This is a genomic window from Mesorhizobium sp. WSM4807, assembly GCF_055811615.1.
In genome coordinates this window covers 1-13413 of sequence record NZ_JBVVQY010000018.1, presented here as the reverse complement: position 1 = coordinate 13413, position 13413 = coordinate 1, and the positions used below count along the sequence as shown (strand labels likewise).

Below are 13413 nucleotides of genomic sequence, written 5' to 3'. Positions count from 1 at the left end.
CCACGTCGCCTGAAAAAAGACTTTGCCGGTCGTGCTTACCTGCCGCCGAACTGAGGCCATCACTTTCTCTCCTTTTTTGATGTGCTGGATGCCGCCCGGCATGAAGCCGAGCAGAATTGTGTGCCGCGCCGACGCTCGACGAACCAGTCGCCGCAGTGCTGGCAAAGCGCCATGTCGTCATGGCTCTCAAGATGAAGGATTGCGCTCGTCATCATATAGGCCGCGAGGTTTTTAGGGATGATGCGCATTGTCAGGCCACGACGCGCGGTCGCCCCTTTCCCGACCTCGCCAACATGCGGCACGAAGGCAACGGACTCGACAAACAGCGGCGAGGCGAGCAGCGCGTCTATGACATAGCCGTTGTCCCAAACGGAGCAGAGGCTCGCCCGCGTCCTGTCTCGCGTCCAACATGAAGCGGCGAGTTTCAGCAAGCTCAGGACATATGCCCACCCGGCCGTGTTTCCTTGCGTCGCCTGTGACAATTGGCCGAACGGATCGCCGCGGCGGCGCACGATCGATAGGACCGCATCAGGATCGTCGAGATCGATCTCTGAGAAATTGCGCCACCAAGCGGCTGGTCCTACGAGTTCGACAGGTCGACCTTTGCCGCTGGCCTTGAAGGCGACGTCGTCGCCGGTTCGGCCAACGATCTCCGCCGCAGGCCATGCGCGGCCAGTCCAGATTAGTTCTCCGAGCGCCATTTCATGTCCTCGCTTCGCTTCATTGCGCGGCATATCGCAACGTATAGCAATGAAATTTGGCGCAGGAAAGATACTTATTGCGCTTATGATGCCTCTTTGGCATATTTTGACGAAACAACGAAAGGTGTTGCGGCAAAGGGGCTAGGCGCGCTGAGAAAATAGGAGGTTTTCATGATCCGTGCCCAACAGAAGCAACTGAAGCGGATAGGCCCTGGATTTTCGATTGCGGCGTTCGCGCGGGCGACCGGCCTGCCTTATCGGCGTGTCGAGCGGGCCGTCTCGGCGGGGGAAATTGCCTCCGTGACCTTGGGCGGCGTTAAGAGAATTCCGGAAACCGAAGTGCCGCGTGTTCTCCATGCTCTTGGCATCGAAACGGAAACGGTAGCCGCAGAATAAACGGCCCGACCGCGTGGTGGCGCGCGATCAGGCCGGGGTGCAAAGATTTCTGTCTGTGGGCGAGGCAAGCATATCTTTCACGACCTGATCGCACAAGTTGCCGCGCGGCGTCCATGATGGATCGCCGCCATGATCATGCCCTATCCCAATATCGATGCCTTCGGCAGCCCGACGCAAGCACATCTTGATTGGCTGCTCGGCGCTGGTGTGCCGCTGATGGCGTTAATCCGACCCGAGCCTGTGCGGCTTGCGCGTGGGTGAGGGCGACCGACAACATCTTCGATGAGGATGCGTCAGGGCCGGCCTGGCTGGTTTTCCCTGAGGCCGAGGATTGCGTTTTCTGGCAGCCGAAATCGGGCGAGTTGGCGAGATGGAACGGCCGCGCCTTCGCGCTCGGCGAGGATGCAATCGTCAACCCCGGCACCTATGCCTTCGACGGCAATCTCAACCTCTTTGAGAACCCGCTGGATTGGCTACGGGCTGCCCGTGACGGCTGCGTGATTATCGACTGGTCGCGTTGCTGGTCGCGGCTACAGGATGCCCCGCGTATCGCCGTCGCCGAACGCCTGCTGCCAAAACTGAAGCTTCAATTGCAGCCGCCGCGCCTGCCTAAGCTTTTCGTGCTGCGCCAGCGACGGGAGGCGACGGCATGAGCGGCGCGGCTCCCGCATTCGAAACAACACCCGAGGAGGATTATGATCGGGAGCAACAGCGCAAGCGGTCGAAATTCCCGCTCACCCTGCTTTCCGAGATCATTGTCGACGACGCCGACCCGGAATTTCTGGTCGAGGATCTTCTGCCGTTGCGCGGACTGGCGACGATCTATGGTCCGCCCGGATCAGCCAAGACATTTCTCGCCCTCGATCTCGCCCTATGCGTCGCCGGCGGCCTGCCGTTCTTCGGCAAGGCAGTGAGCCAGGGCGGCGTCGTCTACATCGCCGCCGAGGCCGGCGCCGGGCTGAGAAAGCGCGTCATTGCCGCCCGCGCCGAAAAGGCGATACCGGAAGCAGCGCCGTTCGCCATGATCGCGCTGGCACCCAATCTTGGCCCAAAGAAAAGCGAGGCCGCCGCGCTGATCGCCGATATCAAGGCGCAATGGCCCTACGTTGCGCCGATCCGGCTCGTCGTCGTTGACACGCTAGCGCGGACGTTGAGGAGCGGCGACGAGAATTCCGCCGCCGACATGGGCGCCTTCGTCGACAACGCTGCCGCCATCGCAGTCGCCTTCAATTGCGTTGTCGTGGTCGTCCACCATAGCGGTAAGGATGCCGAGCGCGGTATGCGCGGATCGTCGAACCTGAACGGCGCGACCGACTGCGAGTGGCAGATATCGGGTGAGGGCATCCGCACCGTTATGTTGCATAAGATGAAGGATGGGGAGGACGGCCTGGCATGGTCGTTCCGGCTCGAAAAGCGGCAGGTTTCGGGAAACTCCGGAAAACGCCGCCGTTCCACCTGCGTCGTCGTTGCCGAAACCTCGCCGAAACCTGTCGAAGCCGAAGCGGCGCGACGCCAGCCGAGCGGTGTCAGGAAGCTGGTTTTGGATGCCGTCCATGATGCGCTCGGCACCAATGGCGAGATTATGCCCATCTGCGATGACCTACCGCGCGGCAAGGGCGTGAACCGCAAGTACGTCAGGCAAAACGCCATGTCGCGGGGTGTCGGCAATCCCGACAATCCGGACGGCCAGCGCGCCTTGATCAGCAAGGAACTCAGCCATCTGAACGCCAACGGCTGGATCAGGCAGTGGGAGGAATGGATATGGCTGCCGCATTGAACGAAACCCGCGAAACCTCGCCGAAACCTTTCCTGAAAGACACGGGCGCAACGCACCGGCCGCAGCACCTATCAACCGAAACTTTAGGGGATGAAAACCTCCCCCCTTCGGGGGAGGTTTCACCCCGTTTCGTAGGTGCGTATGCGTTGCGGCGGTTTCGAACTTCCAAAAAAGAAGAGGAAAATGACCATGACTGACAGCATGACAAAGGGCGAACGCGAGGACCTGCATCGCCTGATCCGGCAGCGCGAGAAGGTTCAGAAATCGGCCGCAAAGGCGCGCTCGATCGAGCTTCTCGCTGACTTCGAAAGCCAGATGGCGGCGGAATATCGATTTGACGATGACGAGATTTGGGCCGCTGCCGCCAAGGCCGCCAAGGTGGAAGTCAAGAAGGCGCAAGAACGAGTTGCGGTCCGTTGTCAGAAAATGGGAATTCCCAAACAGTTCGCGCCGGGCCTGAGCCTCATCTGGCATCACCGAGGCTACGGCAATGCCCTTGCCGAACGCCGCAACGAGCTTCGGAAGGCTGCACAGGCACAGGTCGCTACGCTTGAGCAGCAGGCGATTGTGAAAATTGAACAAGCCTCGGTCGAAGCTCAGACGCAGATTGCGGTCGCCGGACTGACCTCGGAAGCGGCGCTTGCCTTCGTCGCGAGCCTGCCCACGATTGATAGCCTCATGCCGGCGCTCTCTTACCGCGAACTTGCCGGCGAAAGCGAGCCGCCGATCGTCGAGCAATTAATCACCCCGAACGCATTGCGGCAGCGCCGATTTCGGGAACGTCAACGGGCGGCGTTACGTGACGCCAATATAACGCTTGATAATGAAGACGTCCCTGACGACGACGGCGGCGGTGCGTCATGATCGCAACAAGGAACAGGCGAGCCAATCCCGGCGTCAATCAAGGCGGCCGGCAACATAGGAGAAGGAGCATGAACGACATTCAACAATTCGGGCAGCGGAAACTCGTCGAGTTTCTGCGCAGCGAGCCGAGGCGCTATCCGACCGGCCCTGTCACCCTGAAAGGCGATCGGCGCAAGTTCGTGTATGTGACGCAGGCAGAGTTGCACGCCGATGGCACTGCGTGGCTCGCCGCGCACGTCCGCCTTGATCGCAAGGCGGACGCCGCCGACATTGCCCGCCTCGATTTCGATGGCGGGTATCAGGTTGCCAACGACGAGGACGGCAAGGCCGAATTCCTCATCGTTTTTCGACCCGACACGCCGAACGTCGACGACGAGGAGGCGTGGGCCTATCGGATTGCAAATCCGCGCGAGCCGCTGCCAGCCTGATCGTCGCGCTCGCTCGGCCCGGCAATTGGGCGAAGTGCTACCCGGCAAAGGAGAGCGAAATTGCGCTTAGGCCGCACTTTGCGGGGCGACCATTGTTCCGAATATATCCATAAGGTCACCACGAAGAGCTTTGATCTCCAGCTCATCTTGGTCTGCGGAGGGAGGGTCACCTCATTTGCCAGCGCCCTTGCTGAGGAGTATTCTTTTGCGCAAGTAGCCGGCGGTGAGTGTCGGTTGAAAAGGGGGGGCGCATGGCCAGACTTGTCGCACTCTACAAGACGCCGAAAGACCTGACCGCATTCGATCGTTACTATGTTTCGACCCACATTCCGCTCGCCAAAACGATTCCCGGCTTGAGGAAATACGAAATTAGCGATGGCGGCGTCCATTCGCCGGGCGGGGCCTCAGGTTACCATCTTGTAGCTACGCTCCACTTCGATTCCGTTGCGGACATTCAAGCGGCCCTTTCATCTCCCGAGGGTCAGGCCACGGCGGCCGATCTTGGCAATTTTGCGGACGGCGGAGTGGAGCTTTTGCTCTTCGAGACTACGGAAGTCTGAGCCTCGCCAAGCCCACCGGTGGAAAGCATGACGGGTGACGACATCGCCGCCCAGGCAGGTGCCGGATAGGCAGTAATAGATTGGACCTGGTTTCTCGCAGGGCCTAATCCAACGTCAGAACTTGATGGCCCGATCACAGACATACGCAATGCCGGCCTGCTCGCGGCCAGTCTGACGATCCGTAACCGTCTCGGTAAGTTTCTTTCCGTTTGTCATCACTGTGATGAGGAGCGGGCCGAACACCCTTTCGCACCACACGCCCGAGTGAAGGGGCGTGCATCGCAGGACGCGTTTCGGCGAGCGAACCGTCCCGAACATCCCGGTCAACGTCAGCCGATCTCCGCTCAGCGTTGGCGGCGTGTAGCTGTCACCGGCTCACCCAACAGATGCCCGCCCACGGAGCGGCATTCCGCAGCTACGCCAGGAGCCGTCGAAATCAGCAAGATCAGACTGGCCAGTTTCCCAGCCTGCGGTCGCGTCAATACCCGCATTTTGAACCGTAGATCGTTATCATTCGGTCGCTCACCCAGCCATTGCCGTAGGCGGTCCGTACTTCCCACCGCCGAGCGACTTTATCCTTCACCGCCGCCGGCGCGTGGTCGGGAAGCTCCTTGCACTGGATCTGATCGCGATCGCATAGCGCGGCACCTGCCTGAACCCAACAATCGGTCTGTTTGGTCGATGTGCAGAGTTGCTTGACGCAGGTATCAAACGCGACGTCAGCGCTGGCCGGTACGATCCCGACCAGCATAGTCGTCAGCGCAATTGTAAGACCCCTCATGCGATCAGCATGGCGCGCAAGCTTCGCCCCCGCAAGGTGCGCATGGCGAACACTGCACATTAGAGCTGCAAGCAGAGCTGAAAGGAGCGCAGCGTCGTTCTCTTCTCGGGCAATCCCTCAAAGGCGTTATGCTCAGCCTCTAGCGTGACGCGCTCGGGGGCGTCCGTCGTGATTGGCGGCGTCCCTTGCGAAGGGCACTCACGTTCTGGTTCGCGTGTGAACCATTAGGGCCGGCGGCACGTTTCTCTGCGAATCCAACACAATTGACGGCATGACCGTGGAGGAACCAAAGCATCAGCATGCGCTGGAGAAACAAGGCACGCCTGGTGCCTTGGCGAACTTTCCTTATGACCGAATGACTGTCGAACGATTTCGGGCGGCATTTCCGCGAGCGAGGTGGAGCGATGAGCGCAGGAGCTGGTTTGTACCAGGCAAGACGGCGGCCCGCCGGGTTGACCGCTGGCTGGCGCGTGAGGCCGAGTTGCTGGCGATCCACACCGACAGCAAGGGGCGCGACGCGTTCGCTTTCGATCCGATCTCCAGTCCCTATCTCGAGGTTGCCGACGACCTGCGCATTCGGACACCCTATTCGAAGACCGTCCTTCGGGAACTACACGAAATTCCCTGGGCAAGTTGGGACGATGAGCTCCGGGCGTGGCGCGTGCCGTTTCGATCCTATGAGGAACTGCGGCGCCGATGGCCGACAATCGAAGAGGCTGCCAGACGTAGCGAACCCGAGGAAAGGAAGCGACGACGCGAGGCGGAGAGGGACTCGGAAGCTCAAAGAACCACGCGGTTGCGATATGCGGAACGCCGCCGCCATCGCTATCCGTTGCCTGCTGAAGACTTGCCTCCGATGGGCCGCGCTGTCGCAACAGAGCAGTACGGCATTGTCGTCTTTACCGATGTGTCAGGTGAACTTGTCGAGCCGTCAGTATTGACTGCTTTGTACCCACACGCATTGCGGGGGGACTTCGACTACGTGTGGGGAACGTGGCGCTTGGCGACGCTGACGGAACTCATCAGGACATGGCCGGCTCGCCGTGAGGCCGGACCGATGGAGCACGCCCGGGGCTGGTGGCGGCCGACGCTTACCGAACTCAGAGTCGCTCGTCGAAACGCTCGCATCATCGAGCGTCGAAGGCGAAACCGCGATCTCGGTCCAACGTCATGAAACTCAGACCGCGATCCGAGCGGCCCGCTCTCTCCGCCAGAGGCGCGGGCTTTCATTTGTTCGGCCGATGCGGCGGTCCGCTGGCGGGGGACGGAGATTGAAAATCTGCGGCGATCTGTCGAGTTACAGCGATGGGCTGCCTGAGAAAGCCGGCGGTTACCGTTCGGACGCCCTAAGGCTCCGCGCCGCCTCATCGAGCGCCGGCGGATCGTCACCGAGGCGGTCGATAAGCTCTTGAGCTTGATCGCCGGTGATGCCCGTTCTCATCGCCAGTGCTTCCGCCGCCTCAACATCCGATTGACCAGCAGCGCGCTTGCCTTTCTTCTCTCGGCTTGGGGTCTGCGCGGGACCTGGTACATCGGCACCAGCTATTGCCGGTGGACGAGCACCGAGCGAGCGGTCTTCGGTCTCGATCTCTAGGGTTGCCTGATTCCAATGGCGCTCATGCAAGCCGTGCGTCTGGCCTTCTCGTTCCCATATCTCATAAGCGCGGCGCCTAATGCGTTCGTGTTTGTCGTCTGACATGATCGTTGCTCCTTGTGGGTTCTCACCCAACGCGAAGGAGCGTCGGAACGATCCGACCTAGCGATGAAGAGTTGCGGGAGTTCTGGCGCCAGGATGGTGAGCGCGCATTTCGCGGATGGCTGAAAGACCAACACGGGCGGCACGCGTCGTTCGAATTGGTGGAAGTATGCGCTGCCCTATGCTGGCGAGCGTCGCTATGGCGCGCCGCTGGCGTCACCATTCTTCGAGCACGAGACCGAGGCGGAATACCTACAGCGGCAAGGTATTGGGACAAGGTCGGGGTGATGTCTCTCGCCTTGCGCTCCCGGCCGATAGCCGGTTTAGACAGTCAAACAGGCCGATAGCGCCCAACAGGCAGGACGAAAAAATGTTGCTAACTGTGCCTCTGTTTGGAGGAAGCGCGCCCCTTTGCGACAAGCGTAAGGTCGGACATCGGAACGAAATTCGGATCCGCGAATTCTACTGCAAGTTGGAATCGTCGCCCATGAAGCTAGCGACTCTTCACCTTGAAACTGCGAAACACGGCGAAGTATATCGCGCCGCAAGGCTCGCGCTGCTGAGGCAGGAAATGCTGCGGCACATCAAGCGCACGGACGCGTCGGCTCAAAAAGTCGAGCAAGCGCTGGCTAGGTTGGCCGAAACAACGCTCGGAAACCGGCTAGCGCATCAGTAGGGCCGCGCTCATGCCAGCCTCGCTTTCCTCAGAAAGTTCCAACGTTATGTTTTTCTGAATGTGCATGACGGATCCGCAGTTAGAGATGCCGAACAGGCTGACGCATGGACCGTCACTCCGAAGCGCTATGAGACTGCCGGCGTGCTCGCTTCCGTCAAGGGCAAGGCTGCGCCGGCCGTCGCTGGTTGCCGCATTGCCAAGTGCAACGATCGGATGCTGCACGCCCACGACACTCCCCACCAGCGGCGGCGCCACAAGGCTTTGCGGTCGCTCACCTAACTCTTGCAGGAGTATGCTGGCCAGGCCGGCAGTGGCGCGGAACCGTCTTGTTCTTGCCTCCGCTGATTCCGGAAGCCCGGCCTAGCGAATCGCGTGGCACGGTTCTTGCTCCCACAGTTTCAGACATGCCGGGCGCAAAGACGCTGTTCCACATCGATACCGGTGTGTGAGGTTGGGACAATGTTGGGACAATGATGTCGCGTAAGCTTCTGTTCGGCCTTCCCGCAGTGTTCTTGGCCGCGGCCCTAGGGCTGGCTCTCTTGTCGTCCGAGACCTCATGGGAATTTCTGACTGCGTCCCAATCCGGTTCGGTCTTTTGTTCAAGTGGTCCATCACCCGAGACCGTATCGGCGTCGGCGTCGCGGACTTTGCCTCCATGTCCGCCGGCCGTCACAAGGTCATAGGGAGCGCCTCGATGGCCGCGAGACTGTGGATGTGGTCGCGCATAGCATTCCTGAAAGATGCGGCCGCCGCCGGTACGTCCGCGGTCGGCGGAAAAGGCGTCGTAGCGCAGACAAAAATCGGAAACGAACAGCCTCCCGCGGCGGAGTCTTGCGGTTATAGGAATCGGCTAAGAGTGCGCCCAGGGAGAGATTGGGTCATGGAACGTTGGGCTTTGATCACTCGGTTGGCATCAGCCTTTCGCGAATTCGTTGCACCGCGCTACCGGCCAGAGCTCTACTATATGCGCGGCCCCGGGCCGGCCTCCGCGCGCCGCGTGAGCTCGCTGAAGGCCGGCCTTCATTCCTCCTGATCTCTTGCTGTGTCGGATGTTGCAGCAACTGCGCGCCTCGCGGACCGTGCACTACGTCTTCCGGCTTGGCGCCCAGGCCCTCGGCTCAACCATTTCGGTCCGGTCGGTCCGGTTTCCTATTCTCCTACTACCTGCGCCACTATCGGTCCTTGGCTGCTGTTCGCGCTTAGAATTAGAAAGAGATCGGACCGACCGGACCGTTTTCGAGTCAAAAAAAAGACAGCATCCTCGGGCGCAAGCGTACCATCGCATGCCGGATCGATCCGTCTGATGACCAATGGAACCGTGTGGATTAGCAAGAGACTGGGGTTGGTTCTTCCTCTAATTTTGGTCTGAACAACCTGATCGGAGGATCGTCATGACCGCCCCACGTCCGTCCAAGACGCATATCGGAAATCATCGGCTGCATCCGGAAACGTTGATGCTGAGCTACGGCTTCGACCCTCAGCTGTCGGAAGGTGCGGTGAAGCCGCCGGTGTTCCTCACCTCGACCTTCGTGTTCCGATCTGCCGAAGAGGGGCGCGATTTCTTCGATTTCGTATCCGGCCGCAAGGAACCGCCGAGCGGAACCGGAGCCGGGCTGGTCTATTCCCGTTTCAATCATCCCAACAGCGAAATCGTCGAGGATCGCCTGGCAATCTACGAAGGGGCCGAGGCCTGCATCCTGTTCTCGTCCGGCATGTCGGCCATCGCCACCACCCTGCTTGCCTTCGCCCGTCCGGGTGACGTCATCGTGCATTCGCAACCGCTTTATGGCGGCACCGAAACTTTGTTAGCCAAGACCTTGGCCAATTTTGGCGTCGGCGCGGTGGGTTTCGCCGATGGTGTCGATGAGTCAGCCATTCGCACGGCGGCCGATGAAGGTTGCAAGAAAGGACGCGTATCGGTCATCTTCATCGAAACGCCTTCCAACCCGACCAACTCGCTGGTCGATTTCATGGCTGTCGGCCGCATCGCCGACGAGATCGCCGCCAAACAGGGCGAGCGCCCGGTCGTTGTGTGCGACAATACTTTGCTTGGACCGGTGTTTCAGCGTCCGCTTGACCACGGCGTTGACGTTTCCGTCTATTCCCTGACCAAATATGTCGGTGGTCATTCCGATCTGATCGCTGGCGCGGCACTTGGCAGCAAGGCCGTCACCAAATCGATCAAGGCGCTTAGGGGGGCGATCGGCACGCAGCTCGATCCGCACTCGTGCTGGATGCTCGGCCGCTCGCTGGAAACGCTGAGCATTCGCATGGAGAAAGCCGACGCCAACGCCCGCATCGTCGCCGAATTCATGGCTGACCACCCGAAGGTCGAAAGGGTGGCCTATCTGCCATTCCTCGGCGACGACACTGCGGCCGCAGGCGTATTCAAGACGCAATGCACGGGCGCCGGATCGACGTTCTCGTTCGACATTCGCGGCGGTCAGGCCGCGGCGTTCGCGTTCCTCAACGCCCTTCAGATATTGAAACTTGCCGTCAGCCTTGGCGGCACGGAATCGCTGGCTAGCCATCCTGCCGCTATGACCCATTCGGGTGTGCCGAAAGAGGTCCGGGAACGGATCGGCGTTCTTGAGTCGACAATAAGGCTGTCGATCGGCGTCGAGCACCCCGACGACCTTGTTGCCGATATCACCCAGGCGCTGGCCCTCGCCTGAAAAATGCCATGACATCCGATGGGCGGACTGGCATCCATCTCGTCGCGATTGCCGCGTCCAGGGGGTCACCCTGACCCCACCCCGGGTTTTTTTGACCGGGAGGGGGCATGGCCGCTGAAAAAAAGCGCGGCCGCTCCCCCGACGCTCCCCGCGACCGGTCCGGCGCCGGCAAGACGCCAGCACCAACAGGCTTTGCGGCCGATCACCCTAACCTGTGATGGAGTATGCCAGACTTTGTCGTCGTAGAGGTCGGACCGTGTGGCCAGTAGCGGTCATTCGGGCGCACGCTCTGGATGACCGGTGTGGGGCCGTTAGCGGACTGGCAGCTTCAGACCTCAGATCTTTAATAGCGGACCTTCAGGTCGGTTCGACTATCGTCGTGGCGTGACCCCAAGCCGACCTTCATCAACCCATTTTGCTACCCAATAGCCGACATTCGCGGCAACCAGTGCTGGTGGACCCAACTCGGACGTTCGTGATCGCAAGCTAAATGGAGTGCGTTCCCCTAGGTCGCTGCTCCACAAGCGGCCGCCGCGTGGTAAGGTGCGTGCTGTTTGAGCCTCAAGGCGGAGAAGCATGGAACGCCGTTTGGCTGCTATCCTCGCTGCGGACGTGGTCGGCTACAGCCGCCTCATGGGCGCCAATGAGGCCGGCACACTTACGGCGTTGAAGGCTCATCGGGAAGAGCTTGTCGAAGCGAAGATTGCCGAGCACCGAGGGCGCATCGTCAAGCTGACCGGCGACGGCATCCTGGTGGAATTCCCGAGCGTGGTGAACGCGGTCGCGTGCGCGACAGACATCCAGCGTAAGATGCGCGAGCGCAACGTCGACGTGCCACAGGACCAGCGGATCGAGTTCCGCATCGGCGTCAATCTCGGTGACATTATCGTCGAGGAAAACGACATCTACGGCGACGGCGTGAACGTTGCGGCGCGTATCGAGGGCATTGCCAAGCCGGGTGGCGTTGCTGTCTCGGGCACTGTCCGTGACCACATCGGCAACAAGCTCGACCTCGCATTCGAGGATAGGGGCGAGCAGACCCTGAAGAACATCGATCCCCCGGTTCGTGTCTTCGACGTAATGCTCGATCTACCGACCAGCAGGCGGATCGCCACACTCTCCTCGAGTTCCGCGACCTTCGCAAAGGCGAAGCTCTCGATCGCGGTGCTTCCGTTCGCCAACATGAGCGGCGATCCTGAACAGGAATACTTTGTCGACGGCATCACCGAGGACATCATCACCGATCTGTCGAAGGTCTCGGCGCTATCCGTCATCGCGCGCAACTCGGTGTTCACCTACAAGGGCAAGCACGCCGACGTGCAGGAGGTGGGTAGGCGCTTCAACGTCGCCTACATTCTCGAAGGCAGCGTTCGAAAGGCTGGCCAGCGCGTGCGCATCAATGCACAGCTCATCGACGCGAAGGACGGCACGCACCTCTGGGCCGATCGCCACGACCGCGACCTGACGGAAATCTTCTCCATGCAGGACGAGATCACGAAGAAGATCGTCAAGCAGCTGAAGGTCAACCTGCTGCCGCATGAAAAGAAGGCGATCGAGACGGCACAGACGCAAAACATCGACGCCTATAACTACTATCTCCGGGGTCGCCATCTCTATCATCTACATACACAGCAGCATGTGTTGCTTGCACAACGCATGTTCAGGAAGGCGGCGGAGCTGGACCCGAGCTATGCGCGCGCCTATGCCGGCCTCGCCGATTGCGCCTGGTTTCTCTATATCAACCAGCATGAAGACACGACTGTGAACGATATTCACGTGGCGAGCCTGAAGGCGCTTGAGCTGGATCCCAATCTGGCGGAAGCGCACACCTCCTACGGGATGGCGCTCCACTACAAGGATCGCTACCCCGAAGCCGTCGCCGAATTCGAGCGGGCGATCGAACTGGCCCCAAGCCTCTATGAAGCTTACTATTTCTACTGCTTTGCCGCGCGCGATCGGGGCGACCTTGAGACATCGGCACGGATGGACGAACACTGTGTTGCGCTCTCGCCCGATGATTACAAGGAGTGGCTCATCCTTTCGCAGACTTATGCTGACCTTGGGCGTGACGAAGAAGCCAGACGGACCGCACTGATTGGCGTTGAGCGAGCCGAACGCGCGCTCGCCGCACATCCCGACATCCCGCTGGCGGCCAGTCTTGGGGCCGGTGCGCTGGTCCGACTCGGCGAGAGAGCGCGCGCGCTCGAATGGGTGTCTCGCGCCTTAACCATCGCCCCGGACGATCCGCTGACGCAATTCAACGCCGCATGCGACTATTCGCTGTTGGGCGAAAGCGAGCAGGCCCTCGACTTGCTCCAGCGCTGGGCCGTCAACGCGCCCCAAGCAACCGCTCGCTGGCTGATCGACAGCGATTTCAAGAATGTCTACGACCATCCGCGTTTTCAGGCGCTGCTGACGCAAGTTGGACTGCCAACCGGACCGTTCATACAGACCAGGCATCGGCCAGAAAACGAAAGCTAACCTACGTCGCCATCAGCCACTTGGACAGCTCGACGATGAGGGACGAAAATACGGCGATGTTGATACTGGCAAAGGCGATCGTGCTCGGCATGGTGCTCGCTTCTCGAACGCCGGAAACGCGGCGTGGAGATGGGCGGCGGCTTGCGATTGCCGGACAATAGCTGACCTGCGCAGAAGCATTGGGCTGAGGGATCGACTGAGTGCTGTCAATGCGGGCGAGCGGCTACCTCGACTTCCGTCACGGGTCGACTCGAGCCCTTACGTGAAGGTCCGCTTCGGAGTATCGCCGGGAATGTCAAGAAATGGCGTGCGCCGTGACAAGGCGGCGCTTTCCAGTGGGTGCAAGTCCCACCCGGCAAGATGCTCCAGCCGGAAGCA

General features: G+C 60.6%; 13 protein-coding genes. 11 read left to right on the top strand and 2 right to left on the bottom strand.

All coding sequences use genetic code 11. The features are described from left to right. Positions 1-59: 59 nt before the first annotated feature. On the bottom strand, positions 60-701 hold the full coding sequence (locus AC0L3N_RS22050) for a hypothetical protein (RefSeq protein ID WP_473549510.1): 642 nt from the start codon (positions 699-701) through the stop codon (positions 60-62). Between the two features lie 171 nt (positions 702-872). Here AC0L3N_RS22050 and AC0L3N_RS22045 point away from each other — a divergent pair, with 171 nt between their 5' ends. The 9 genes from AC0L3N_RS22045 to AC0L3N_RS22005 all read left to right on the top strand — a co-directional run bounded on the left by AC0L3N_RS22045 (position 873) and on the right by AC0L3N_RS22005 (position 6681). Further along, positions 873-1097 (top strand): hypothetical protein, encoded by a 225-nt coding sequence (locus AC0L3N_RS22045; RefSeq protein ID WP_473549509.1) that lies wholly within the window; start codon positions 873-875, stop codon positions 1095-1097. A 129-nt stretch (positions 1098-1226) separates the two neighbouring features. Then, positions 1227-1358 carry a hypothetical protein gene (locus AC0L3N_RS22040; RefSeq protein WP_473549508.1) on the top strand — a complete coding sequence of 44 codons (132 nt, stop codon included), beginning with the start codon at positions 1227-1229 and terminating at the stop codon, positions 1356-1358. After that, positions 1355-1750, top strand: coding sequence for a hypothetical protein (locus AC0L3N_RS22035; RefSeq protein WP_473549507.1), 396 nt, complete (start codon positions 1355-1357; stop codon positions 1748-1750). The genes AC0L3N_RS22040 and AC0L3N_RS22035 overlap by 4 nt, the downstream gene beginning before the upstream one ends. Further along, entirely contained in the window at positions 1747-2874 is a 1128-nt protein-coding gene (locus AC0L3N_RS22030; RefSeq protein ID WP_473549506.1) for a helicase RepA family protein, read from the top strand. Before AC0L3N_RS22035 ends, AC0L3N_RS22030 begins: the two co-directional genes overlap by 4 nt. Next, positions 2859-3071 carry a hypothetical protein gene (locus AC0L3N_RS22025; protein ID WP_473549505.1) on the top strand — a complete coding sequence of 71 codons (213 nt, stop codon included), beginning with the start codon at positions 2859-2861 and terminating at the stop codon, positions 3069-3071. Before AC0L3N_RS22030 ends, AC0L3N_RS22025 begins: the two co-directional genes overlap by 16 nt. Next, a complete protein-coding gene (locus tag AC0L3N_RS22020; protein ID WP_473549504.1) occupies positions 3058-3738 on the top strand; it encodes a hypothetical protein in 681 nt (226 codons plus the stop codon). The genes AC0L3N_RS22025 and AC0L3N_RS22020 overlap by 14 nt, the downstream gene beginning before the upstream one ends. A gap of 68 nt (positions 3739-3806) precedes the next feature. Next, positions 3807-4166 carry a hypothetical protein gene (locus AC0L3N_RS22015; RefSeq protein ID WP_473549503.1) on the top strand — a complete coding sequence of 120 codons (360 nt, stop codon included), beginning with the start codon at positions 3807-3809 and terminating at the stop codon, positions 4164-4166. 251 nt (positions 4167-4417) lie between these two features. Next, on the top strand, positions 4418-4726 hold the full coding sequence (locus tag AC0L3N_RS22010) for an EthD family reductase (protein ID WP_473549502.1): 309 nt from the start codon (positions 4418-4420) through the stop codon (positions 4724-4726). A 1052-nt stretch (positions 4727-5778) separates the two neighbouring features. Then, positions 5779-6681: a hypothetical protein gene (locus tag AC0L3N_RS22005; protein ID WP_473549501.1), complete on the top strand. Its 903-nt coding sequence runs from the start codon at positions 5779-5781 to the stop codon at positions 6679-6681. Between the two features lie 156 nt (positions 6682-6837). Here the strand turns inward: AC0L3N_RS22005 and AC0L3N_RS22000 are convergent, their stop codons facing one another. Then, entirely contained in the window at positions 6838-7206 is a 369-nt protein-coding gene (locus AC0L3N_RS22000) for a DUF2934 domain-containing protein (RefSeq protein WP_473549500.1), read from the bottom strand. Positions 7207-9270: 2064 nt separating this feature from the next. Here AC0L3N_RS22000 and AC0L3N_RS21995 point away from each other — a divergent pair. Together AC0L3N_RS21995 and AC0L3N_RS21990 are read left to right on the top strand one after the other, a co-directional pair. Further along, the gene (locus AC0L3N_RS21995; RefSeq protein ID WP_473549499.1) at positions 9271-10554 is read left to right on the top strand and encodes a cystathionine gamma-synthase family protein; all 1284 of its coding nucleotides are present in this window, start codon (positions 9271-9273) and stop codon (positions 10552-10554) included. Between the two features lie 576 nt (positions 10555-11130). Next, positions 11131-13035, top strand: coding sequence for a TPR end-of-group domain-containing protein (locus AC0L3N_RS21990; RefSeq protein ID WP_473549498.1), 1905 nt, complete (start codon positions 11131-11133; stop codon positions 13033-13035). Positions 13036-13413 lie beyond the last annotated feature (378 nt).